Below are 24,774 nucleotides of genomic sequence, written 5' to 3'. Positions count from 1 at the left end.
TGCATGAACCACCTTCGCCGTAATTTGCTCCTGGCCGCCGCCAGCCTGGCCTTCGCCACCGCCGCCCATGCCAAGGACCCGAAAGAACTCGTCATCGGCACCAGCTCCGGCCCGTATTCCGACCAGCTGAAGCTGGGCATCAAGCCTATCCTGGAAAAACAGGGTTACAAGGTCAAGATCGTGGAATTCAACGACTACGTGCAGCCGAACTACGCGCTGGCCGAAGGGTCGCTGGACGCCAACGTGTTCCAGCACATCGTCTACCTGACCAAGTTCGCCACCGATAACAAGCTGCCATTGAGCGCCCTGATCACCGTGCCGACCATGCCGATCGGCCTGTACGGCGGCAAGCAGAAAACCCTGGCCGAAGTCAAGAACGGCGCCACCATCACCATGCCGAACGATCCTACCAACCAGGCGCGCGCGCTGGTGATGCTGGCCAAGATGGGCTGGATCAAGCTCAAACCGAACGTCGATCCGCTGCGCGCGTCCGAACGCGACGTGCTGGAGAACCCGAAGAAGCTGAAACTGGTGCCGCTGGAAGCGGCGCAGCTGCCACGTTCGCTGGCAGACGCCGACTACGCCTTTGTGAACGGTAACTTCGCCCTGGCCGCCGGCATGAAGCTGACCTCGGCCCTGAGCGTGGAAAAGATCTCGGACAGCTATATCAACCTGGTCGCCATCCGCACGGCCGACAAGGGTAAACCATGGGTCAAGGACCTGGAAGCGGCCTACCGCTCGCGCGCCTTCCTCGACGCGACGAACAAATACCTGGCCGGTTACGAAAAGACGGACTACCAGCTGGCGCTGGAAAAGACGCTGAAAAAATAAACGGCGTGCACCAAACGTAAAAAGGACGGCCAAGGCCGTCCTTTTTTATTGTCCGCGCCTTGCGGGCGCCATCACTATTTAGAAGCGGTAGCCCACGCCTACGCCGATCAGGATAGGATCGACTTTGACTTCGCTGATCTTGGCGCCGCCGGCCAGTACGTCGCTGCGGATCTGTACTTTCTTGATGTCGAAGTTCAGCGACCAGTTTTTGTCCAGTTTGTAATCGACACCGGCTTGCAGCGAGTAACCCCAGCTGTCATGCTCCAGGCGGCCTGCGCCGTTCAGCAATTTCACGTCCGAGATATTCGTGTAGTTCACGCCGGCACCCACGTATGGGCTGAACTGTTTTTCAGGCATGAAGTGGTATTGCAGCGACAGGGTCGGCGGCAAATGCTTGAAAGTACCGATCTTCGTGCCGGACAAGGTAACGTCATGCTTTTGCGGATACGTCAGGATCAGCTCGGCAGCGATGTTAGGCGTGAAGAAATACGAAATATCGATTTCAGGAATCGTCTTGCTGCTGACGTGAATAAGGTCGGATGCGCCGACGCCACCAACAGGAGCAGATTTGTTGGCCGGATCGATGTGCACGGCGCGGGCACGGACCAGCCATGGGCTTTCCTGTGCCATTGCGTTGCCGGCGAAGGCGCCGATGGCGGCCAGGACGATTGCTGCTGCAGTTGCGGACTTTTTCATTCTAGTTCCCTCTTTTTGTCGTTAAGTAACGCTGCGAAGTCTAAGAGTGCAGTGCAACAAAAACTTTGATCCACATCAAATAGTGCTAGATGGCATCACTAGACGGATTTTTTCCTTTGCCCAAGTCAAGAAAATGCGGCAATGCAGCGTGACCGGATGCAAGGTCCCCTATTTCAGCGGCCAGCCAGCCGCGCAATGCTGAGACAAGTTGCGCGCCGCGCAATGGTTACTTGCGCCGATGTCACTGGATTGCCGCCGGCCCCTGCAGCATACTATTTCCAGTGCACACATGAGAATGGTAATGATTATCATTTGCGATATAATGGCTTACCTCGCTCAGCGACTACAAAAAGGAATGGGAGACATGGATATATTGAGGGAACTGCGTGAATCGGGCTTGAAAGTGACCATCCCCCGCTTGCGGATTCTGCAGCTGTTCCAGGAAGGCACGATCAAGCACCTAAGTGCGGACGATGTCTACAAACTCTTGCTGGCTGAAAAGATCGACGTGGGCCTGGCCACCATCTACCGCGTGCTGATGCAGTTTGCCGAGGCCGGCATTCTGTTTCGCCGGCACTTCGAATCGGGCCACGCCGTGTTCGAACTCAATGAAGGCCAGCACCACGACCACCTGGTCTGCACGGGTTGCGGCAAGGTCGATGAATTCGTCGACGAAGGCATCGAACTGCGCCAGAACGAGATCGCCGCCGAACGGGGCTTCGTGCTGCACGAGCACGCGCTGTCGCTGTACGGCACCTGCGCCGAGTGCACGGCGAAGAAAGTCCCGCCGCGCAAAGCCTCCTGAGGCAGCGCGGAAGGTAGCGCCTGGCAAGCCACCTGCGCTACACTGCGTGCGCCACAGCTCAACAAGGGACAAGCATGTACATCGGAGAAATCGCCCGCCTGGCGGGCACCTCGCCCAAGGCCTTGCGCCACTATGAAGCGCTGGGCTTGCTGGGCGACGTGCGCCGTTCCGGCGCCTATCGCGTCTACACGCAGCAAGACCTGGCGCAGGTCAAACTGATACGCCAGGCGCAGGTCCTGGGCTTCCGCCTGGCCGAACTGCTGCCCGTCCTGGCCGGCGACGATACGGACTGGGCCGCCCTGTCGCGGCACATCGACGCCAAGCGCGCGCAGGTGCGGCAGGATATCGCCCGCCTGCGCCAGCTCGACGTGCAGCTGGCCGACATCGACACGGAAATCCGTGACTGCCTGGCGCGCCAGCAACTGCAGGCAGCCTGACACTGCGCGCTTGACTCTGCCCCCAGGGGCAGGCTTTAGCATGCAAGCTCTTCTTTAACGGAAAGCCTGCAGCATGAGCAAAATTACACCGAAGCGCATTTTAATTCTCCTCGGCCACCCGTCCAGCGACAGTTTCTGCGCCGCCCTGGCCGAGGCCTACGCCGCCACGGCCCGCAGCGCAGGCCATACCGTGCGCGAACTGCGCCTGGGCCAGCTGGACTTCGACCAGAACCTGCATGAAGGCTACCGCCAGGTGCAGCCGCTGGAGCCAGACTTGCTGGCCGCGCAGGAAGCCATCAGCTGGGCCGAACACCTGGTGTTCGCCTACCCGATCTGGTGGGGCGGCGCGCCGGCCCTGCTGAAAGGTTTTGTCGACCGTATCTTCCTGCCCGGCTTTGCCTTCAAATACCGCCCGGGCAAGGCCTTTCCCGCCCAGCTGCTGAAGGGCCGCACGGCGCAGCTGCTGGTGGCGATGGACACGCCGCCCTGGTATTTCCGCTGGGTCTACCACATGCCCGGCATTCACCAGCTGCGCAAGACGACCCTGGAATTTTGCGGCGTCAAGCCGGTCAAGGTGGCCTGCTTCGGCCCCATGATCGATTCCACCGGCACGCAGCGCGCGCGCTGGCTGGAGCAGGCACAGGCGCTGGCCAGGCGTCTGTAAGCCCGGCAACGGATTGCCATGCAGCCATCTTGCATACGGTTTTGACAAGCCGGTAATCAAGCCGTCATATTCAGCGGCTACCATGATGATATTGCCTGTTTGTCAGTCGCCTTGCTCTCGCGACAACAAAGGTCCGATCGTCATGTAAAGGTAGCCGCTGTGGAGTTCAACGCTTCTCGATTGCATCTTCCCCGTTATCGCACGTCCGTGGCGCTTGATCTGTGCGTTCCCACGGAATCCGTGCAGGCCGACGCCAGCAACTTCGCCGTGCTGGAATTGTTCACGGAACGGCGTGACATGATGAGCCTGCCCGTCACGGAGCAGCAGAAGCCGATCGGCTTAATCAGCCGCAATATCTTCATGTCGCAGATGTCCAAGCCCTTTTATCACGAGGTGTACGGCAAGAAGAGTTGCATCGCCTTCATGGACAAGGAACCGCTGATCGTCGATGGCGCCATGAGCATCGAAGACCTCACCTTCCGCGCCGTGGAAGCTGGAGAGAAGGCGCTGGCCGACGGCTTCATCATCACCGAGGATGGCGCGCTGGCCGGCGTGGGCTTCGGCCTGCAGCTGATGAACGTGGTGGCCACCATGCAGGCGGAAAAGAACCGTCAGATCATGCACAGCATCGATTACGCCAGCGTGATCCAGCGCGCGCTGCTGCGCACCTCCGATGCGGAATTGCGCGCCACCCTGCCCGACGCGCACCTGGAATGGCAGCCGCGCGACGTCGTCGGCGGCGACTTCTACTTTTTCGAACGCCACGAAGGGGGCTGGTTCGCCGCCATCGCCGACTGCACGGGCCACGGCGTGCCGGGCGCCTTCATGACCCTGATCGCCTCGTCGGCCCTGAGCCAGGCCTTGCGCGAACAGGGGCCGCGCGATCCGGCCGCCCTGATCGGCGCCGTCAGCCGCGCCATCAAGACCCTGCTGGGCCAGGACGGCGCCGACAGCGGCGCGGCCACCGGCCACGCCGGCTCGAACGACGGCATGGATTGCGCCTTTTTATGCTACGACACGGCCAGCGCCAGCCTGCGTTTCGCAGGGGCGAAACTGGCGCTCTACGTGGTGGCGCCGGGCGAAGAAGCCGTGCGCGCCATCGATGGCGCGCGCATGGGCGTGGGCTACGTTGACACGCCGGCCGGCTACTGCTGGCACAACGAGACACCCGACATTCCCGCCGGCAGCCTGCTGTTCCTCACCACCGACGGCTTGCTCGACCAGATCGGCGGCGCGCGCGACATCGCCTACGGCAAGCGGCGCATGCGCGAGCAGCTGCTGGCGCGACGCGACGCGCCGGCCGGCGACGTGGCGGCGGCCCTGCTGCAGGACAGCGCCGCCTGGCAGGGAAAACAGCCACGCCGCGACGACCTGACCTTTTTCTGTTTCCGCCTGTAGTCTGGGCGCCATCGAGCCACCTTATCAACAAGACACCGGGTCACCGGCTAGCCAGGAGCACGCACGTGCTGTACGAAGAATTCAACGAGTTTTGGGATGTGGCCCGCAAGCGCAACATCATCTTTTTTTACGTGGGCTATTTCTCGCAGCACGTGGTGAGCGCCATTTCCGAAACCATCAAGGCGCGCCTCGATACGGCCGGCGCGGCCGGGCCCACGCGGCGGCGCATCTTTTCCTCGTTCATCGAGATGTCGCAAAACATCATGCATTATTCGGCCGACAGCCTGACGCCCGATGCGCAGCTGGACCAGCAGATGCGGCGCGGCTCGTTTTGCATCGGCACGCGCGGCGACAGCTTTTTTCTGCTGTGCGCCAACCCCGTCTCGACCGACAACGTGGCGCAGATCCGCGCCCGCCTGGAACCGCTGCACACGATGACGATGGAAGAAATCCGCCTCGCCTACAAGAAGGCCCTGCGCGAGGAAGCGCCATCGGACAGCAAGGGCGCGGGCCTGGGTTTTCTCACCATGGCGCGCGATGCCAGCGAGCCGCTGGAATTCGAATTCGTCCAGGACCCACAGGAACCTGGCCACACCATCTTCTGCATCAAAGCCATCATTTGAAAGAGCCGACTCAGGAAAGCATATGCAATTACCGTCACCACTGTTCATCGCCGCGACCCCGAGTTCGCCCGAAATCGACTTCCGTTTCGAGCAGCACACCCTGTCGATCAAGGGCGAGTCGTATCCGGAAAACGCGGCCGCCTTCTATGGTCCGCTGATCGCCGCCGTGCGCGCCTATCTAGAAGGCTGCCGCGAAGCTGCCATCACCGTCAACGTCTCGCTGGCCTACTTCAACAGCTCCAGCACGAAGATGCTGTTTACCCTGTTCGACACCCTGAACCAGGCGGCCGTGGACGGCAACCAGGTGCGCCTGAACTGGTATCACGACGAGGACGACGACACCATCCTGGAATTCGGCCAGGAGCTGCAGCAGGACTTTACGGCCCTCGACTTCCACGACCATCCCGTGCAGGGCAGCTAGGGCATGCGCGCCGCCATCTCCGAGTCCGGCCTGGAGCCCGACCTGTTCACCGTGGAAGCGGCAGCGCTGGCCGCCGCGCGCCGCATGCACGCCGACGCCAACGCCTCGGGCGCGGAACAACGGCGCGTGCTCGGTGAACTGATCGTTCACTACGAGCGGCTGATGCGCGAGACGCGCCGCCTGATCGGCCGCAGCGACCGCGCCGAGCGCGACATGCATCTGCTGAACCGGCAATTGCAAACCCTGGCCGGCCAGCTCGAATACCGGGCCACGCACGACCCGCTGACGGGGGCCCTGAACCGCGGCGCCGTGATCGACCATGCCTCGCGCTGCCTGGCGCAGGGTGACATGGCGCTGATCGTGCTCGATATCGACCTGTTCAAGCAGGTCAACGACGACTTCGGCCACCCGGCCGGCGACGGCGTGATCCAGGCCGTGGTCGACTGTTTAAAAGGGTTGCTGGGACAGGAAACGGCCATCGGCCGGGTCGGCGGCGAAGAGTTTTCAGTGGTCTGGCCCACCTCCTCGCGCGACGAGGCGGCGCAAGTGGCGCAGCGCATCTGCGAGACGGTCGGCCGCCAGCGCCATGCGGCGCCCATCACGCGCGCCATCACCATCAGCGTGGGCCTGAGCTGGAACCGCGCCGGCACGCCGTTCGAAACGGCCTACAGCCATGCGGACCAGGCCCTGTACCAGGCCAAGCGCGAAGGACGCAACTGCGTGCGCCAGTGGCTGGAGAGTTAAGTCGATGCGCTGAATCAGCGCAGCTGTTCGCGCGCCATGCTGCCGTCGCGGCGCATGGCCGCTGCCGCGCGCTGCATCGCCGCCGCCTGCGCCTCGGGCACCTTGAGGTTGCAGGCCAGGTAAGTCTGCACGCGGTTGAAAGTCAGCAGGGGCACCACCTTGCCTTCCCATTCCTTGCCGACGAAAGGCTTGCTGCCCACCGCCAGGCCCACGGCCCACAGGTCGATGCGCCCGAGCAGCAGCTTTTGCGGATTGATCCACTCCTGCGTGACAGGCGCCACGTTCATGCCGTGCTGGCGCAGGTAGTCGTCGCGCGCGTCGCCGAGCACCGTGCCGATCACCAGGCCGCGCGCATCGGCCAGGGTGCGCAGCGCCAGATGCCGCTCGGCCAGGCCATACAGTATCCATTCCGCTTCGTTGAGGGGGCCGATCCAGCGAAATTGCGCTTCGCGCTCTTGCGTGCGGGTGGTGGAAAAGATGCAGGTGTCAGGCTCGCGCAGCGCCTGCGCATACGCGCGTTTCCACGGCAGCAATTCCATCGTATAGCCGATGCCGGCGCGCGCCATGATGTCGCGCACCTTCAGCGTTTCGCGTCCCACGACGACATTGCCTTCCATCATGCTCGACGGCGGCAAATGCTCGCCGACGATGCGCAGGCCCGCCGCCCCGGCCGCCGCCGGCAGCAACAGCGCCGCCAGCAGCCATGCCATGCTTGCTTGTTTCATGCTTGCCTTCTTCTACCACAGGGGATACGCAGCCCTGCACCTGCAGGATGGTACCATCGGCCCCCGCCGGCCATGGCCAAAGGTTGTCAGTTAAACCATTATTTTTCCGTAACGTGGCTCAGGGCCAACGCCGGGATCATCATGCGAGGGGAGGATGGCGAGAAAAACAAGTGGCGGAAAACAGTAGGAGTCGAACCTACGGGAGAACGTCTGACGCCCTCCACCGGGTTTGAAGCCCGGCCACATCACCGGATGAGTGTGCTTTCCGCGGTGCCTGAGCTAGCTGTTGGGGCTGCGGTGTAGGACCACAACGCCTGCGGGCGCAATAGATGCCCATTGCCAACACGGCGAGTATAACCGACGCGGTCGAAGAATTCCAAGACCTGGATCGCCCGCTTGCGGCCCAAGCCGCTGGCGTCGCGGAAAGTGGCCGCGCCCACAGCGCCGGACCCGGGCGCCAGACTTTCGTCCAGCTCCGCTTTTCCAGCCAGGGTGCGCACCAGTTGCGCCAGCCCGGCCAGCGCCGCCTGGTGATAGAACAGGTCGTGCACCACCTGGCTGATCTGCCCTGCCTTGGCAAGCTTGCGCAACAGCCGGCGCGTTTCGTCCTCGGCCAGGCCGAAGTCGCGCGCCAGGTCGCGCGTCCATGGCGGATCGGCACGCCCCTGCTCCAGCGCGGCCAGCAAGGGCTCGGCCATGGCCTGCTCCTGCGGCGTCAGTTCCACGCTGTGCGTCGGCAAGTGCAGGCTGGCGCCGCGCGCCAGGATGCCGCCCTGCGCCAGCAAGCCTTCGACCAGATGGCTCCACAAGGCGTCTTCCATCTCCGCGTCGACGATGCGCTTCAGCCGCCACAGTTCCGGCCCCGCCTCGTCGGGCGCGCGCGCGTGGAAGGCCGCCAGTGCGGTGAGCACCCGCTCTTGCAGCGCCAGCAACGCGGGCGGCGCCACCAGCAGTGCATCGCCGCCGCGCAGGGCGATGCGCCGCGTGTCGGGCGGCAGCGCCAGGGCATGCGCCGGCAGCAGGGACAGGCGCACCAGCAGCGACTCGCGCAGCCCCAGCGGGCTTTGCGCCAGCAGCGCCGTATAGTCGCCGTGCGCGACAAACACCGCCAGCGCATCGAGCCACGCCAGCCTGGCCGGGCTGCGGCGCTTGCGCGCCGGGCCGAACGGATCGAGCACCATACCGCCGCCCACCGTCTGCGTCGCTTGCGCATTGCGCACGACGAAGCGGTCGCCCGGCACGCCGTGCATGGGCGCCTCGAACACCAGTTGCACCCTGCCCGTCTGGCCCGGCGACAGGGTTTCGCCATCGAGCATGACGGCGCGCGCCAGCTGGTGCGCCGCACCCAGGTGCACGTGCAGCGGCGACCAGGCTTTCAGCTGCACGCCGGCATCGGGCAGCAGGGTCAGTTCCACGTCCAGGCGCTCGGAACACTGCGCCAGCTCGGGCGCGACGATCCAGTTGCCCCTTTCGATGCGCTCGCGGTCGATGCCGGCGAGGTTCAGCGCCAGGCGCTGGCCCGCCATGCCCGTCTCGGCCGCGCGGTTCTGCGCATGGATGCTGCGCACGCGCGCAGGCGCGCCGCCGGGTGCCAGCTGCAGCATGTCGCCCACCTGCGCGCGTCCCGCCAGCGCCGTGCCGGTGACGATGGTGCCCTGCCCCGACAAGGTGAACACGCGGTCCACGCCCAGGCGGAACAGCCGGCGCTCGTCACGTTGCGGCAAGCTGCGCGCCACCTGCGTCAGGTGCGCCAGCAAGGCGGCCACGCCCGCATCGTTGTCGCGATGGGCGGCGGTGGGGAAGACCGGGCTGCCCGCCAGCGGCGTGCCGGCCAGCAGCGCCTCGATGTCCGCTTCCACCTGCGCCACGCGGGCGCTGTCGGCGCGGTCGATCTTGGTCAATGCCACGGCGCCGCGCGTCACACCCAGCAATTGCAGGATGGCCAGGTGCTCGTGCGTCTGCGGCATGACGCCATCGTCGGCCGCCACCACGAGCAGGGCGAAGTCGATGCCCGTCACGCCGGACGCCATGGTGCGGATGAATTTTTCGTGGCCGGGCACGTCGATCACGCCCAGCACCGTGCCGTCCGCCAGCGGCAGATAGGCGTAACCGAGTTCAATCGAGATGCCGCGCGCCTGCTCTTCCTTGAGGCGGTCCGTGTGCACACCGGTCAATGCGCGCGTGAGTGTCGTCTTGCCATGGTCGATATGGCCTGCGGTGCCGACGATCATGCGGACAACTCGGCGAGCTGCGCGATGAAAGCCGTCTCGTGCGCCGCTTCCAGGCAACGCAAATCGAGCCACAACGTGTCCTGGCCGATGCGGCCAATGACGGGGCGCGGCAAGGCGCGCAAACGCTGTTCCAGCACGCCCAGCGGATTGCTCAGGCGCGAACCGGGGGCGCTGCGGACGGCCAGGCCAAAGCTGGGCAGCTGGTCGACGGGCAAGGCGCCGCTGCCGATCTGGCTGGTCACGGTTTCGGCGCTGACCACATAGGCGGCACCGAGTACGCTTTGCAGCAGCGGCAGCAGGGTTTGCGCCTGCGCGCGCATGGCGCAAGCGGGACGCGTCAGCAGGCGCAAGGTGGTCAGGCGTTCGGCCAGCAAGTCCGGTGCGCGGTACAGCTGCAGCACGGGGGCCAGGGCCGCCAGGGTGAGTTTGCCCACGCGCAGCGCGCGTTTCAGGGGATTGCGCTTGATCTTCGCGATCAAATCGGCACGCCCGACGATGACGCCGCATTGCGGGCCACCCAGCAATTTATCGCCGCTGAAGGTCACCAGGTCGGCGCCCGCCGCTATCGTCTCGCGCACCGTCGTTTCATGCGGCAGCCCGTATTGCGCCAGGTCGACCAGGGTACCGCTGCCCAGGTCCACGGCCGTGGGAATCGCGTGTTGCGCCGCCAGCGGCACCAGTTCGTCGAGCTCCACGCTTTTCGTGAAACCGGTGATCGCGTAATTGCTGCAATGGACCTTCATCAGCAAGCTTGTCTGCGCGTTGATCGCGTCCGCATAATCGGCCAGGTGCGTGCGGTTGGTGCTGCCCACTTCGCGCAGCACGGCGCCCGCGCGCGTCATCACGTCGGGAATGCGGAAGGCGCCGCCGATTTCCACCAGCTCGCCGCGCGAGACGACGACCTCTTTATTCTGCGCCAGGGTGTTGAGCATCAGCAGCACGGCGGCCGCATTGTTGTTGACGATGGTGGCCGCTTCGGCCCCCGTCAGTTCGCGCAGCAGTTCCTCGACCAGGTCGTCGCGGTCGCCGCGCTTGCCCGTTTCCAGGTCAAATTCCAGGTTCATCGGCCACTGCAGCGCTTCCACCACGGCTTGCACGGCGGCGTCGGGCAGCAAGGCGCGGCCCAGGTTCGTGTGCAGCACGGTGCCCGTCAGGTTGAACACGGGGCGCAGCCGCGGGTGCGCTTGCGATTGCAGCCGTTCGTCCACTTGCGCGACAATGGCGGCGATCGACGCGCCCTCTTCGCCGAAGTTACCAAAACCCGCACCGGCCAGCATGGCGGTGCGCAGTTCGGCCAGCACGGCGCGCGCGCAGGCCAGGGTCTGCACGCGGCCGTAGTGCGCAATCAGGGCCAGGCAAGCCGCGTCGCCCAGGATGCGGTCTACCGATGGCAGGCGCACGGTCTGCCCCGTCGTCATGCTGGCTGGCCCTCGCCGCTTTCGCTCTTCCCCAGCCACAGCAGCGGATTGCCGCTGGCGCGCTGGTAGCCCGCTTCGCCCACCAGCAGGTCGAGCATCAGGCTGGCCAGGTCGTCGGCCAGGGGTTCGACGTTGTAATCGTGTTCCTGGTTGAAGACTTTTCGATAGGTATGGCAATCGTCGCAGGTTTCCGCGCGCGCCACCTTCTTCGGGTCATTCGCCTTGTTCGGCAATTTGTCGTCCTTCGCCGTCACGGGGTCGAACGGCGCGGCGTCGGCCGCATCGAGGCCCTGGTAGGCGATCTGGCCGTTCTGTTCGCAGGTCGAGCATTTCACGCGCACCATATGCCATTCGCTTTCGCAGATGCCGCAATGCAGGTAGCGGTAGCCCTGCGACTGGCCGCCGATGCGGATCACGCTGGCGACCGGGTGCGAACCGCAGACGGGGCACAAGGTGCCCGTTTCCAGGTCCGGCACGCGCGCGGCGCGCAATTCGCTAGCCGATACCGACCACAGGATTTGCAGGGCGGCCGCGACGAACGGCGCGTGCATGGGATTGAGGTTGTCGCCGTTTTCATCGAGCACGGCATCGGCGCAGGCGTCCAGCGCTGTCGCGTCGAGCGCGCGCAGCTGGGCCAGCACCTGCGTCAGGCCGCCGGACAAGGCCGGCTGGCGTGCCGCCGTGGCGGCCAGTTCATCGAGCAGGCTGGCAAAGATGTCGCGCCAGACGGGCGGACGGGCGCCGCTGACGGGCAGCACCGGCATACGGTGGGCGATGGCGCGGCGCAGCGCGTCGGGGTCGGCGGCAGGCACGGCGCCGGGCGCCAGTTTTCCCACCACGGCGGCCTGCGCGTCGGCCAGCGCGGCCATCAGCACCAGGTAGCCCTGCATGCCCGCGTCGACGGGGATGCCCTTGATATTGCCCTGCGCCAGTTCGCGCAAGCGCTGTGCACGCGCCGTAAACACGCTGACTGGCTGCGGCAGCAGCAGGCGCGGAATCGCGTTGTGGTCCAGGCCTTCGATTTCGCCTGGCTGAAGTATGCGTTGTACCAATGGAGTTTTCCCATCAAAAAAAGCACAACACGGCCAGCGGAGTTGGCTGTGCTGTAAAAGTATTTTAATCGATAAAAAGAAAGGGGCCAGTCCTGGGGGACTGGCCCTGGCATACGAAAACGCCGGCGGCGGAGCATGTCGGCTTACGCGAAGCTAAGCCGACCTACCCTGCTGCCTACTTTCTCGTATTACGGATTACCGATTCAAACCACTTCGGATGGTGCTTGCGCGCCCAACCGTAGGTGACGGTGCCGCGCACCATGGCGCCGATCGAGCCCTTGACCCACAGAGCGGCATAGATGTGCACGATGATGGCGCAGATGATGCCGAATGCGCAACCGGCATGCAGCAAGGCGGCAAAGCGCACGACGTCGATCGGGAAATAGAACGCGAAGTACGCGCGCCAGATCACGATGCCCGACAACAGCAAGCCCACCATGCAGAACAGCAGCACGAAGAACAGGATCTTCTGGCCGGCATTGTATTTGCCGATCTTCGGAAGCTTGTCTTCGCGGTTGTTGAGCACGTCGTCCATCTGTTTCAGCCACTGCTTGTCGCCGTCCTCGAACTTGTTGTGGTGCCAGAAGCGCACCACGAGGATGGCGAACGAGACGAACATCACCAGGCCGGCAAACGGATGCAAAATGCGCGTCCATTGCCCGCCGCCGAACAGGTTCGCCAGCCACGCCATCGAGGGATGGAACATGGCCAGGCCGGACAGGGCCAGCATGACGAAGGTGATGGCCGTCACCCAGTGATTCGTGCGCTCGTTCGGGTTGTAGCGCTCGATCAAGGGATTGCCATCCTTGTCGCGCAGCTTGCCATCGTGAAGGTCACTATGCTTCATGCTGTTCCTCCCGGATGCGCTTGGCCTCTTCCAGCGCCTCGTGCTCTTCGTCCTTGCTCACTTCGTTCGGGCCGACACGCGTGTAATGGAAGAAGCCTGCCAGTGCCGTGGCAGCCATGCCGGCGACGGCCAGCGGCTTGGACCAGCCCTTCCAGAAGCCCACCATCGGGCTGATGCGCGGGCGTTCCGGCAAGTTCGAATACAGCTTCGGCTTGTCGGCATGGTGCAGCACGTACATCACGTGCGTGCCGCCCACGCCCAGCGGATCGTACAGGCCCGCGTTCTCGAAACCGCGCGACTTCAGGTCGACGATGCGCTCTTCCGCATGCACCTTCATGTCTTCCTTGGTGCCGAAGACGATGGCGCCCGTCGGGCAGGTCTTCACGCAGGCCGGTTCCTGGCCCACGGCCACGCGGTCCGAGCACAAGGTGCACTTGTAGGCGCGGTCGTCCTTTTTCGAAATGCGGGGCACGTCGAAAGGACAGCCGGCCACGCAGTAACCGCAGCCGATGCAGTTTTCCTGGTGGAAATCCACGATGCCGTTCGTGTATTGCACGATGGCGCCCGGAGCCGGACAGGCTTTCAAACAGCCCGGGTCCTCGCAGTGCATGCAGCCATCCTTGCGGATCAGCCACTCGAGGTTGCCGTCGTTGTTTTCGTGTTCGGCAAAACGCATCACCGTCCACGATTGCGGCGTCAGGTCCGTCGGATTGTCATAGGTGCCATGGTTTTCGCCGACTTCGTCACGCAAGTCGTTCCATTCCATGCACGCCGTCTGGCAAGCCTTGCAGCCGATGCATTTCGACACATCGATCAGCTTGGCCACGGTGCCCGTCACCGGGCTGCGCCCTTGCGGCGGCGTTACCGTGGTCGCCGACAGGCGCCGGATATCTAAGGATTGCAGTGCCATTATTGAGCTCCCATCATGCTTTTTCCACCTTCACGAGGAAGGACTTGAATTCCGGCGTTTGCGAATTCGCATCCCCCACGCCCGGCGTCAGGGTGTTGATCAGATACCCCGGCTTGGCCACGCCCGTAAAGCCCCAGTGCAGCGGCAGGCCCACGGTATGCACCGGCTTGCCTTCGATCATCAAGGCCTTGATGCGCTTGGTGACGACGGCCTTGGCGATGATGTGGCCGCGCTTGGAACTGACGCGCACTTCGCCGCCAGCCACCACGCCGATGCTCTTGGCCAGCTCTTCGCCGATTTCGACGAATTGCTGCGGCTGGATGATGGCGTTCAGGCGCGCATGCTTGGTCCAGTAATGGAAATGCTCGGTCAAACGGTAGCTGGTCGCCACATGCGGATATTCCTCATGCGTGCCGAACATTTTCCGGTCATCGGCGAACACGCGCGCGGCCGGATTGCTGGTCGCCTGCGGGTTTTTCGGATGCATGGGGTTGTAGCCCAGCGGATTTTCGAACGGCTCGTAATGCTCGGGGAACGGCCCTTCGGCCATGGCGCCGCGCGCAAAAAAGCGCGCCACGCCCTCGCCCAGCATGATGAACGGCCCCATGCCGTTTTCCGGCGGTTCATCGGCCTTGAAGTCGGGAATGTCGGCCCCGCTCCAGTTCGTGCCATTCCATTCGATCAACTTGCGGGTCGGATCGAAGGCCTTGCCCTTCAAGTCGCACGAGGCGCGGTTGTACAGCACGCGGCGGTTCGCCGGCCACGCCCAGGCCCAGCCCAGAGTCTGGCCGATGCCGGTCGGGTCGCTGTTGTCGCGCCGTCCCATCTGGTTGCCCGCCTGCGTCCAGCTGCCGGCGAAGATCCAGCAACCGCTGGTGGTCGTGCCATCGTCGCGCAATTGCGCAAACGAGGCCAGCTGCTCGCCCTTTTTCACCAGCAGCTTGGTCGGATCTTTCGGATCGTACAAGTCGGCCAGCGCCTTGCCGTTGAATTCGCGGGCAATTTCTTCCGGCTGCGGGTTATGCGGCTGCGCATAATTCCACGTCAGGTTGACGATAGGATCGGGGAACTTGCCGCCCTCTTTCTTGTACATGCTACGCATGCGCAAGAACAGGCCCGACATGATCTCCAGGTCGCTGCGCGCCTGGCCCGGCGGTTCGGCCGCCTGCCAGTGCCACTGCAGCACGCGCGAGGAACTGACCAGCGAACCGCGTTCTTCGGCGAAGCAGCTCGTCGGCAAGCGGAACACTTCCGTCATGATCTTGGTGGGATCGACTTCGTGGTATTGCCCGTGCGCCTTCCAGAATTCGCCCGTTTCCACGGCCAGCGGGTCCATGATGACGAGGAACTTCAGCTTGGCCAGCGCTTCCGTGACCTTCTGCTTGTTCGGCGCGGACGCCAGCACATTGAAGCCCTGGCAGATATAGCCCGTCATCTTGCCTTGGTGCATGTTCTCGATGGCTTGCATCAAGTCATACGGCTTGTCCAGCTTCGGCAGGTAGTCGAAGGCGTAGTTATTGTCCGCCGTGGCGAAGTCGCCCCACCACGTCTTCATGAAGCTGACGTGGAATTTGCGGTAATTGCTCCAATAGCTGAGCTGGTTCGGCCGCAGCGGCTTGGTGGCGCGCGCGGCGATGTAGGCGTCGAAATCCTGCTCGCCCTCGTTCGGCAAGGTCATGTAGCCTGGCAACAGGTTCGACATCAGGCCCAGGTCGGTCAAGCCCTGGATGTTCGAGTGGCCGCGCAAGGCGTTCATGCCGCCGCCCGCGATACCCATGTTACCCAGCAGCAACTGCACCATGGCGCCCGTGCGGATGGTTTGCGCGCCCGTCGAGTGGTGCGTCCAGCCCAGCGCGTACAGGATGGTACCGGCGCGCCCAGGCACGGCGGTCGAAGCCAAAGCTTCCGCCACCTTGTGGAACTTGTCGGCCGACACGCCGCACGTACGCTCGACCATCTCGGTCGTGTAACGCGCGTAGTGCTTCTTCATCATCTGGTAGACGCAGCGCGGGTGTTCCAGGGTCGGGTCGACCTTGGCGTAGCCGTCGTCGCCGATCTCGTAATCCCAGGTGGCCTTGTCGGTGTACTTGCCTTTTTCCTTGTCGAAACCCGAGAACAGGCCGTCCTCGAACGCATAGTCTTCGCGCACGATGAAAGGCATGTCCGTGTAGTTGCGCACGTACTCATGCTGGATCTTGTCGTTCGTCAGCAGATAATTGATGATCGCGCCGAGGAAGACGATGTCCGTGCCGGTACGCGTGGCGCAGTAGTAATCTGCCACGGATGCGGTACGGGTAAAACGCGGATCGACAACGATCAGCTTGGCCTTGTTATGCGCCTTCGCTTCCGTGACCCATTTGAATCCGCAAGGATGTGCTTCTGCTGCATTGCCGCCCATGACCAGGATCACGTCGGCATTCTTGATATCGACCCAATGATTCGTCATCGCGCCACGGCCAAACGTCGGGGCAAGACCTGCCACCGTCGGTCCGTGTCATACACGCGCCTGATTATCAAAGGTCAGCATCCCCATGCTGCGCACTGTCTTGTGGGTCAGATACCCGACCTCGTTGCTGCCGGCGGACGCGGCAAGCATGCCGGTGGAGAGCCAGCGGTTGACGGTCTTGCCGTCGGCATTCTTTTCGATCAGGTTGGCGTCGCGGTCATCCTTCATCAGGCGCGCGATCTTGTCGAGCGCCACATCCCAGGAGATCGGTTGCCATTCCGTGCCGCCCGGTGCGCGGTATTCGGGCACTTTCAGGCGGTTCGGGCTGTGGATGAAGTCGACCAGGCTGGCGCCTTTCGGGCACAGCGTGCCGCGGTTCACCGGGTGATCGGCATCGCCTTCCACGTGGATGATGCTGGAGACGGCATTTTTCGCGCCATCGCCCAGGCCATACAGCAGAACGCCGCAGCCAACGGAACAGTAAGGACAGGTATTGCGGGTCTCGGTCGTGCGAGCCAGCTTGTATTGCCGTACCTCTGCCAACGCCTGCCCCGGCGCGAAACCGAGCAAGGCGAGGCTGGAGCCAGCAATCGTGGCGCCAGTGACCCGAAGGAACTGGCGCCTGGATATCTGAACCATATCAGACCTCTATGATGTGAGTAAATAAAAAGTCATACGGCGTCATGACAGTGTCATATCCATAAGATATAAGCACCATGCCTGTGCCGTATGAGGCGTATTTTACCCCTCAAAGGCAATCAAGGCTCAGTCCGCCGGAAAAAATTGCACATAGTCAACATTATTTTATCGGTACCGAATAGTTCCTCTAAACAATACCATCCTGCACATGCTGCGCCCGCCATGAAAAAAAACCCGCTCACGCGAGCGGGTTTTTTATGGATGGGAGCGAACTTGCCAGCGAATTTACAGGCTGTAGCGCAAGGTCAACGCCACGTTGCGCGGCGCGCCCGGCAAGCTCAGGTTCGGGCTGGAACCATGGCCTGACACGATGTAGCGCGTGTCGCCGATATTGTTGATGTTCAGCTGCACTTCATAGCGGCCCGTGCGGTAGGCAGCCATGGCGTCGGCCGTCACGTAGCCCGGCAGCACGACCGTGTTGCCCGGATTGGCGAAGCGGCTGCCGACGGCATTCGCGCCGCCGCCCACCGTGAAGCCGTGGCCCAGGTCTTTCGTCAGCCACAGGTTGGCCATGTTGCGCGCCGTCAGGGTGGCGCGCTTGCCCTTGATGGCCACCGAACTGGCCGTCGTCGTGCCCGGCGCATTCACGCTGCGGTCGACGGCGATGGAATCGGTGATGGTGGCGTCCAGGTAAGCATAGCCGGCCATCATTTTCCAGCCGTCATGCAAGTCCGCGTTAAAGGTCAGCTCCAGGCCGTCCGTGCGCTGCGTGCCGACGGGCACGATGCGGTTCGTGATCGGGTCGCTGGTCTTGATGTTGTCGCGCTCCAGGCGGAACAGCGACACGGTGGCGTTGGCGCGGCCGCCCCACAGGTCGTACTTGGCGCCCACTTCCGTGTTGCGCGTGGTTTCCGGCGCCAGGTCGGCATTGTTGGCGGCCAGGGCGAAGTTCTCGCCGCTGGGCTGGAACGAGCGGCTCCACGACGCGTAGTACGATTGCGTCGCGCCCGGTTGCCAGACGAGGCCGGCGCGGGGGCTGTAGGCCGAATCCGTGCGCGACAGGTTGGCCGTCGTTACGCCAAGCGCATTGGCCAGGCGCGACTGCTGCTTGTAGCGGTCATAGCGCAGGCCGGCCAGCGCCTTCCACTCGTCGCTGAAGCTGATGGCGTCCTGCACGTAGGCGGCGGCCGTGTCGTAGGTGCCGAAGGTATCGCCGCGCGCGCCCAGCTTGCTGCGGTTGACCACAGGCAGGACGGGATGGAAGATCGACACATTCGTCGCCACCACGGTCGAGGCCCAGCTCGACGCATCCTTGTTTTGCTTGCCGAACTCGGCGCCGTACAGCACTTCGTGGCGCAGGCCGCCCGTGACCAGCTTTTGCGTCAGTTCCGTCTGGTTGAACCAGCCGCTCTCGTCGCGGTTGAGCTTGGCATGACCGAGGCTCATCGTGCCCTTGACTTCGTTGACGTTGCCGGAAATATTCGTGTTGTTGCGGTCCAGGTGGTAATCGTAATAGCGGAAGGCATTGCGCAGCGACAAGGTATCGCTGAACTTGTGCGTCAGGGTGGCGGCCGTGGAGACCACGCGCGACTGGCTGAAGTCCGCATCGCGGGCATTCGCGGCGCCATAATAAGTGCCCGCATCGACGGCGACGGGGCGGCCCTGGTAGGACGGGATGCCGAAGTCCGTCAGGCGGCGGTCTTCCAGGTAGTCGCCCTGCAGCAGCAGTTTCGTCGCGTTTGAGAGGCGGATGGCCACGGATGGCGCCAGCGCCGTGCGGTTGATGAATTGCTGGTCGCGGTAGCTGTCCGACAATTCGCGCGCGCCCGTGAAGCGCCAGTCCACCGTCTCGCCGACACGGCCCACGTCGACTTCGCCGCGGCGCCCTGCCGTATTGGTCAGGCTCAGGGCCACGTCCGTGATATCGATGCCGGGCTTCTTGGTGATGCGGTTCACCAGGCCGCCCGAGGAACCGCGGCCGTACAGCACGGCGGCCGGTCCCTTGATCACTTCCAGGCGCTCGACGTTCGACAGGTCGCGGAAATACAGCGCGTCATCGCGGAAGCCGTCGACGAACTGGTCGCCGATGGCCGTGAAGCCGCGGATGAATACCTGGTCGCGCTGGCCGTCGCCCGTGGACAGGCCCACGCCGGGGATGTTCTTCATGATGTCCTGGATCGACATGGCGTTCTGGTCGCGGATGACGGCGGCCGGCACCACGTTGATCGTTTGCGGCACGTCGCGCAGGGCCATTTCCGTCTTGGTGCCGCTGGCGGAGGTGGCGGCGACATAGCCATCCTTGTCCTTCGATGCCGTCACAGTGACGGCGGGCAAGCTTTCCTGCGCCCAGGCCGCCAATGGCGTGGCGCCCAAGGTCAAGGCGCCCAGTACGGCGATGGTGATCGGTTTACATCCTGGCTTGCGACGTTGCTGCATACAATTCCCTGGTCGATGTTTTAATACGAATGATTATCATTAGTATTTTATCAGGCAAACATGCATAAAGTAAGCGTTTCTGTAAGTGATAGTACTTATGGACTAGGTACTTGATGTAAAAACACAACAGGAAATCAATATCAAAAAATAATTAAAATTGCCGTAAGAAACTATTTCTCTGCGTCAATGCTATACTTACGCCTTGCTGGGCAACGGTCAGCCTGACCGGCATGCCCCCTGTTTCACCTCCAACGCCACGCTCAGCGCGGCGCGCCGCACAGCCATCACGCGGCACCCGAAGACCCCGATCCCCTGCGCCTCGCGGCGCCTGTCCGCCCCTGCTGGCGGCGGCGATCATGACTATTAAACTGTTAGGAATTACATGAAAAACCTGAACATCGGCAGCCGCCTTGGCGTCGGCTTTGCTGTCGTATTGCTGTTGCTTGCCGCCTTGACCATCACCGCCCTCGTGCGCATGCAAACGGCCAGCGACCTGACTTACCGCCTGATCAATACCAGCATCAAGAACCAGCGCATGGTGGCCGAATGGTCGAAGATCATTGAACTCAACAGCGTGCGCGGCGTCGCCTCGTTCGAAATCACCGATCCTGTCGTGCGCGCCAAGATCGAGGACGACTTGAAAGTCGATGCGGAGCGTTCCAGCAAGCTGCAGGACGACATCGTCGCATCCTTGCTCAACCCTGCCGTGATCGAGCAATTCAAGGTCGTGCGCAAGGTGCGCACCGATTACGTGACGACGCGCGCGCGCGCCTTCAAGATGAAGGCCGACGGCGACATGGCAGGCGCCAAGATCGTGTTCGACAAGGAAGTCGCGCCCATCACCGTGGCCTATCTGGCCGAAGTGAAGCGCTTCGCCAACATGCAGATCAAGGCGGCCGACGGCGTCGGCGCCAGCATCATCGAAGCGTACAGCAGCACGCGCATCTTCCTGATCACCATGGGCGTGCTGGCCGTGCTGATGGGCATCGGTTTTGCGTGGTGGATCACGCGCTCGATCACCGGCCCCATCCGCGACGCCGTGAAAGTGGCGGAAACCGTGGCAGCAGGCGACCTGAGCAGCACCATCACGGCACAGGGCCGCGATGAAACGGCCCAGCTGATGCATGCGCTGAAAACCATGAACGACAGCCTCGTCGGTATCGTGGGCCAGGTGCGCAGCGGCACCGACACCATCGCCACGGCATCGGCGGAAATCGCCGCCGGCAACCAGGACCTGTCGTCGCGCACGGAACAGCAAGCCAGTTCGCTGGAAGAAACCGCCTCGTCGATGGAAGAACTGACGTCGACCGTGAAACAGAATGCCGACAACGCGCGCCAGGCGAATAAGCTGGCCGGCGACGCGGCCGGCATCGCCAGCCGCGGCGGCGCCGTGGTGGCCGAAGTGGTCGCCACCATGGGCGAGATCAATACCTCGTCGAAGAAAATCGTCGACATCATCTCCGTCATCGACGGCATCGCCTTCCAGACCAACATCCTGGCCTTGAACGCGGCCGTGGAAGCGGCGCGCGCCGGCGAACAGGGACGCGGCTTCGCCGTCGTGGCAACCGAGGTGCGCAACCTGGCGCAGCGCTCGGCAGCGGCAGCGAAAGAAATCAAGGGCCTGATCGACGATTCCGTGCAAAAGGTCGACGTGGGCACGGACCTGGTCGACAAGGCCGGCAAGACGATGGAAGAAATCGTGCAAAGCATCGGCTTCGTCACCTCCATCATGAGCGAAATCAGCAACGCCAGCGAAGAGCAAAGCGCGGGCATCGAGCAAGTCAACCAGGCCATTTCGGAAATGGACCAGGTAACCCAGCAAAATGCGGCGCTGGTGGAAGAAGCGTCGGCAGCGGCCGAAGCGATGCAGGAACAGGCGAGCGAGCTGGCGCAGGTGGTCAGCGTGTTCCGCCTCGATGCAAACGCTACGGCCACCGACCGTTTCAGCGCCAAGGCGGCGCAGCGCAGCGCGCCGGCAGCGCCGGCAGCGCCGGCAGCCCCGGCCGCTCCTGCACGCAAGGCCCCTGCCCTGCGCCTGCCCGCGACGCGCGCCAGCAGCAAGGCGAACGCACCGGCCGAAGGCGAGTGGGAAGAGTTTTAAATCTGCTGCAGCAAGCCGCGCGCCATCAAGCCGCGCGCGCTTGCGCTGTGGCGATCAGTGCCGCCAGTTCGCGCGGCGCGGATTGCCCCAGAAATTCCAGGGCCAGCGCCTCCGGATCGATGGCGGCATCCATCGGCAAGCCATGCTCGAAACCGCCCACCATGGTGCGGCAGAAATGCGGCGATTCGGCCCGCGTTTCCACATACCAGCAACCCGCATGACCCTGCACGAAGTATTCGCCGATAAAGTAGCCGAGCATGGTTTTCACCCATTGCCAGCTCTCGTCGCGGATGACGATGGTGCGCATGGCCGCATCGATGTACGGCAGGTACTCGGCCGCGTTCGTCAGCACTTCGTGCGCGGGCTGGATGCCCAGGCGCTCGACAAAATTCACCAGCGACGCGCCCAGCGCGTCATAGTAGGCATCAAAAGCCGTTTGGCTTTGCTGCAATAATTGTTCTTGTTCGTACGACAGCATTCACACTCCACAGACATTCAACAATTCCGCCCATCCCGAGAAATGGCGCGGAGCAGACTTTCCCCTATTTTACGCCACGCTCACATCGACGCCCGCGCGCTGCAGCAAGGCCTGGTTGCGGGCGGACAGATGCGTCACCTGCAGGTGCTTGCCCGCCTTGTCGTAGCGCTCGTACAAGGCTTCGATGGCCGCGACGGCCGAGTGGTCGGCCATGTGCAGATGCCGGCAATCGAGGATGACGCGGACCGGATCACCGGCCGGCTGGAACAGTTCCAGGAAATGCGTGGTCGAGGCGAAGAACAGCGTGCCGTGCGGCAGGTACACGCGCACGCCCGAGCTGCCATCATCGATGTCGGCGCGCATGTCGCGCGCATGTTGCCAGGCAAAATTCAAGGCGGCAATCACGATGCCGCACAGCACGGCCATCGCCAGGTCCGTGAACACGGTGATCACCGTCACGGCGACGATCACCAGCGCATCCTGCAACGGCACCTTGCCCAGCACGCGCAAGGAACCCCAGGCAAACGTCTGCTGCGCCACGACGAACATCACGCCGACCAGCGCGGCCAGCGGGATGCGCTCGATCAGCGGCGACAGGAACAGGATGAACAATAAAATCATCACGCCGGCCGTCACGCCCGACAGGCGCGAGCGGCCGCCCGAGCTCAGGTTGATCATCGTCTGCCCGATCATGGCGCAGCCGCCCATGCCGCCAAACAGCCCCGACACGACGTTCGAAGCGCCGAGCGCGATGCATTCGCGGTTCGGCTGGCCCCGCGTTTCCGTTATCTCATCGGTGAGATTAAAGGTGAGCAAGGTTTCCAGCAAGCCCACCATGGCCATCAGCGCCGCATACGGGAAGATGATGTGCAAGGTCGCCATATCCAGCGGCACGGCGGGCCAATGCAGGGCCGGCAAGCCACCCGCGATATGCGCGAGGTCGCCCAGGGTGCGCGTGGGCAGGTGCAGGAAATGGCTGAGCACGCCCACGCCCAGGATGGCCACCAGCGCGGGCGGCACGGCTTTTGTCAGGCGCGGCAACACGTAGACGATGGCCATGGTAAGCAGCACCAGCGCGCCCATCACATACAAGGGCGTGCCTTGCAGCCAGGCCTCGCCCTGCGGCGTGGCCTGGCGAAAGTGTTCGAGCTGGGCCATGGCGATGACGATGGCCAGGCCATTCACAAAGCCCAGCATTACGGGATGGGGCACCATGCGGATCAGCTTACCCAGGCGCAAGAGGCCAAACAGCGCCATGATGATGCCGCTCAGCACCACAGTCGCCAGCAGATATTGCACGCCATGCTGGGCCACCAGTGCCACGATGACGACGGCCATGGAACCGGCCGCGCCCGAAATCATGCCGGGACGCCCGCCAAAGATGGCCGTCAATGCGCAGATGATGAAGGCGCCATACAGGCCCATCAGGGGATTCAACTGTGCCACCAGGGCAAAGGCGATGCATTCGGGCACCAGGGCGAACGAGGTGGTCAGGCCCGCCAGGACATTTTTTTGTATGTTCGAGAACCACTCTTCCCGAAAACTTGCGTTGATCATTGATTCACATCCAGGGTCGGAACAGGGAAATGCGCGTCCAATGGACAGCGCAGCCATGCAGGCAGGCTTCGCGGGGAAGCCGCGACTAGCTTTAACGGAGAGGGAAATCGTCAGCGACTACATGGGGATGGCGAAAAGGGAAAGATTCATCAGCGCACCATGGGGTGCGGCTGAGCCTGCAGACATTATACAAGATGCGGCCGGGCCGGATGGGCGGGACCGCGGCACGCAGACGCGGGCAGGAAAATAATGTTTCCAACAGCTGTATTTACAAAATAAAAATAATTTAAATGGAATATTTTTAAATAATACTGCTGTTTCAATTGGATAGTATCTATGCAATTTTCTCCATTATTCTACACAGCAGCGGTGGAGACTGCTTACCACATTAAAAAACGGGGCGTATCCGAAAAGCCAGACGAGTAGGAAAACCGAGGAGGAATCATGACCGACGCGCAATTATATGCCAGCAATATTACAATCAACATTCTCGTTGTAATAGACACCGATCTGATTATGGCTCAGCATCCGCGTCAGACCGCCCCTGATCAGAGCAAGCCCGTGGGCCTGGCGCATACCAGCCAGTACATGATTGCCACCGACCCGCGCGGCATCAATAGCGGACAAGGCTCTGCTGACCTGAGTTTCAGGGCCAACGTGGGCGACTATGTCTCGTTCACCGGCGCTTCCATCTATGACAACGCCGATTCGGCCGTCATTGTGTATGGCATCAATTACTGGAATGGCGACAAGGTCTTCAATACCTTTGTCTCCAATACCATTACCCGCAGAAATGCGGTCATGCCGAATTCGGATTCCTCGAATGGTTTGCCGGCAATACAGCAACCGCGCAATTTTTCTAATTTCACGGCGCAGGTATCCAAATCCGGCACGGAAAATTTCTATGTCTATATTGCCGTATATAGCCTGAATGACGATGGCCAGACGCAAAGCCTGTATGGTTATTTTTATTGGGATCCACAGATTACTGTCGGTTAGTCATTTCCCGGAAATCAAATAAACTGAAGCCCTGTATTTAATTGCAGCCGACGCCGTTCAGCCGCATAGGCAAAAAAAAGCCCACCGAAGTGGGCTTTTTTATCTGCGCGTCAATCACTGCGCTGCATCTGGAGGCGAGGACGGGAATCGAACCCGTCTAAACGGCTTTGCAGGCCGCTGCATAACCTCTTTGCTACCTCGCCAGAGGAACTGCTTGGATGCGCCTTGCGGCCCACCTTGAAAACTGGAGCGGGAGAAGAGTCTCGAACTCTCGACCTCAACCTTGGCAAGGTTGCGCTCTACCAACTGAGCTACT

At 62.7% G+C, this 24,774-nt stretch carries 21 protein-coding genes and 2 tRNA genes; 10 read left to right on the top strand and 13 right to left on the bottom strand.

Annotation, left to right across the window (positions count from 1 at the left end; all coding sequences use genetic code 11):
- Positions 1-3 precede the first annotated feature (3 nt).
- A complete protein-coding gene (locus IGS60_RS15390; protein WP_230505316.1) occupies positions 4-831 on the top strand; it encodes a MetQ/NlpA family ABC transporter substrate-binding protein in 828 nt (275 codons plus the stop codon).
- A gap of 78 nt (positions 832-909) precedes the next feature.
- Here the strand turns inward: IGS60_RS15390 and IGS60_RS15385 are convergent, their stop codons facing one another.
- The gene (locus tag IGS60_RS15385) at positions 910-1,527 is read right to left on the bottom strand and encodes an OmpW family protein (protein ID WP_070222294.1); all 618 of its coding nucleotides are present in this window, start codon (positions 1,525-1,527) and stop codon (positions 910-912) included.
- Positions 1,528-1,891: 364 nt separating this feature from the next.
- Here IGS60_RS15385 and fur point away from each other — a divergent pair, with 364 nt between their 5' ends.
- The 7 genes from fur to IGS60_RS15350 all read left to right on the top strand — a co-directional run bounded on the left by fur (position 1,892) and on the right by IGS60_RS15350 (position 6,619).
- Positions 1,892-2,332 carry a ferric iron uptake transcriptional regulator gene (gene fur, locus IGS60_RS15380; protein ID WP_034756687.1) on the top strand — a complete coding sequence of 147 codons (441 nt, stop codon included), beginning with the start codon at positions 1,892-1,894 and terminating at the stop codon, positions 2,330-2,332.
- A 74-nt stretch (positions 2,333-2,406) separates the two neighbouring features.
- On the top strand, positions 2,407-2,769 hold the full coding sequence (locus IGS60_RS15375; protein ID WP_121669994.1) for a MerR family transcriptional regulator: 363 nt from the start codon (positions 2,407-2,409) through the stop codon (positions 2,767-2,769).
- 73 nt (positions 2,770-2,842) lie between these two features.
- Positions 2,843-3,433: an NAD(P)H-dependent oxidoreductase gene (locus IGS60_RS15370; RefSeq protein WP_205602263.1), complete on the top strand. Its 591-nt coding sequence runs from the start codon at positions 2,843-2,845 to the stop codon at positions 3,431-3,433.
- Between the two features lie 180 nt (positions 3,434-3,613).
- Positions 3,614-4,831, top strand: a complete 1,218-nt coding sequence (locus tag IGS60_RS15365; protein WP_230505314.1) for a SpoIIE family protein phosphatase — start codon at positions 3,614-3,616, stop codon at positions 4,829-4,831.
- A 65-nt stretch (positions 4,832-4,896) separates the two neighbouring features.
- Positions 4,897-5,454 carry a SiaB family protein kinase gene (locus IGS60_RS15360; RefSeq protein ID WP_070222302.1) on the top strand — a complete coding sequence of 186 codons (558 nt, stop codon included), beginning with the start codon at positions 4,897-4,899 and terminating at the stop codon, positions 5,452-5,454.
- A gap of 22 nt (positions 5,455-5,476) precedes the next feature.
- Positions 5,477-5,875 (top strand): DUF1987 domain-containing protein, encoded by a 399-nt coding sequence (locus IGS60_RS15355; protein ID WP_070222304.1) that lies wholly within the window; start codon positions 5,477-5,479, stop codon positions 5,873-5,875.
- Positions 5,876-5,878: 3 nt separating this feature from the next.
- A complete protein-coding gene (locus IGS60_RS15350; protein WP_070222307.1) occupies positions 5,879-6,619 on the top strand; it encodes a GGDEF domain-containing protein in 741 nt (246 codons plus the stop codon).
- 14 nt (positions 6,620-6,633) lie between these two features.
- On the opposite strand, the gene IGS60_RS15345 is transcribed toward IGS60_RS15350, so the two are convergent.
- The 9 genes from IGS60_RS15345 to IGS60_RS15305 all read right to left on the bottom strand — a co-directional run bounded on the left by IGS60_RS15345 (position 6,634) and on the right by IGS60_RS15305 (position 19,323).
- Positions 6,634-7,344, bottom strand: coding sequence for an ABC transporter substrate-binding protein (locus IGS60_RS15345; RefSeq protein ID WP_230505313.1), 711 nt, complete (start codon positions 7,342-7,344; stop codon positions 6,634-6,636).
- A gap of 171 nt (positions 7,345-7,515) precedes the next feature.
- A tRNA-Sec gene (locus IGS60_RS15340) sits at positions 7,516-7,611 on the bottom strand.
- A complete protein-coding gene (selB, locus tag IGS60_RS15335; RefSeq protein ID WP_230505311.1) occupies positions 7,590-9,575 on the bottom strand; it encodes a selenocysteine-specific translation elongation factor in 1,986 nt (661 codons plus the stop codon). Before selB ends, IGS60_RS15340 begins: the two co-directional genes overlap by 22 nt.
- Positions 9,572-10,993 (bottom strand): L-seryl-tRNA(Sec) selenium transferase, encoded by a 1,422-nt coding sequence (gene selA, locus IGS60_RS15330; protein WP_230505309.1) that lies wholly within the window; start codon positions 10,991-10,993, stop codon positions 9,572-9,574. The genes selB and selA overlap by 4 nt, the downstream gene beginning before the upstream one ends.
- On the bottom strand, positions 10,990-12,045 hold the full coding sequence (fdhE, locus tag IGS60_RS15325) for a formate dehydrogenase accessory protein FdhE (RefSeq protein WP_230505307.1): 1,056 nt from the start codon (positions 12,043-12,045) through the stop codon (positions 10,990-10,992). The genes selA and fdhE overlap by 4 nt, the downstream gene beginning before the upstream one ends.
- Before the next feature lie 175 nt (positions 12,046-12,220).
- Positions 12,221-12,892: a formate dehydrogenase subunit gamma gene (locus IGS60_RS15320; RefSeq protein WP_230505305.1), complete on the bottom strand. Its 672-nt coding sequence runs from the start codon at positions 12,890-12,892 to the stop codon at positions 12,221-12,223.
- The gene (gene fdxH, locus IGS60_RS15315; RefSeq protein ID WP_070313216.1) at positions 12,882-13,802 is read right to left on the bottom strand and encodes a formate dehydrogenase subunit beta; all 921 of its coding nucleotides are present in this window, start codon (positions 13,800-13,802) and stop codon (positions 12,882-12,884) included. Before fdxH ends, IGS60_RS15320 begins: the two co-directional genes overlap by 11 nt.
- Positions 13,803-13,815: 13 nt before the next feature.
- Positions 13,816-16,887 (bottom strand): formate dehydrogenase-N subunit alpha, encoded by a 3,072-nt coding sequence (gene fdnG, locus IGS60_RS15310; protein ID WP_230505303.1) that lies wholly within the window; start codon positions 16,885-16,887, stop codon positions 13,816-13,818.
- 285 nt (positions 16,888-17,172) lie between these two features.
- Complete coding sequence (locus tag IGS60_RS15305) at positions 17,173-19,323, bottom strand: TonB-dependent siderophore receptor (RefSeq protein WP_230505301.1); 2,151 nt, start codon at positions 19,321-19,323, stop codon at positions 17,173-17,175.
- 382 nt (positions 19,324-19,705) lie between these two features.
- Between IGS60_RS15305 and IGS60_RS15300 the strand changes: the two genes are divergently transcribed.
- Positions 19,706-21,424, top strand: a complete 1,719-nt coding sequence (locus IGS60_RS15300) for a methyl-accepting chemotaxis protein (RefSeq protein ID WP_230505299.1) — start codon at positions 19,706-19,708, stop codon at positions 21,422-21,424.
- Positions 21,425-21,449: 25 nt separating this feature from the next.
- Here the strand turns inward: IGS60_RS15300 and IGS60_RS15295 are convergent, their stop codons facing one another.
- The gene (locus tag IGS60_RS15295) at positions 21,450-21,902 is read right to left on the bottom strand and encodes a hypothetical protein (protein WP_070222327.1); all 453 of its coding nucleotides are present in this window, start codon (positions 21,900-21,902) and stop codon (positions 21,450-21,452) included.
- Between the two features lie 69 nt (positions 21,903-21,971).
- A complete protein-coding gene (locus IGS60_RS15290; protein ID WP_230505297.1) occupies positions 21,972-23,459 on the bottom strand; it encodes a SulP family inorganic anion transporter in 1,488 nt (495 codons plus the stop codon).
- 444 nt (positions 23,460-23,903) lie between these two features.
- On the opposite strand from IGS60_RS15290, the gene IGS60_RS15285 reads away from it, so the two are divergent.
- Complete coding sequence (locus IGS60_RS15285; protein WP_070222332.1) at positions 23,904-24,458, top strand: inclusion body family protein; 555 nt, start codon at positions 23,904-23,906, stop codon at positions 24,456-24,458.
- Positions 24,459-24,587: 129 nt separating this feature from the next.
- Here the strand turns inward: IGS60_RS15285 and IGS60_RS15280 are convergent.
- Positions 24,588-24,661 (bottom strand) — tRNA-Cys (locus IGS60_RS15280).
- Positions 24,662-24,774: the final 113 nt, after the last annotated feature.

This window comes from Janthinobacterium sp. FW305-128 (genome assembly GCF_020858135.1).
In the GTDB taxonomy this organism is placed as follows: domain Bacteria; phylum Pseudomonadota; class Gammaproteobacteria; order Burkholderiales; family Burkholderiaceae_D; genus Janthinobacterium.
This window is presented reverse-complemented; position numbering and strand designations above follow the sequence as displayed.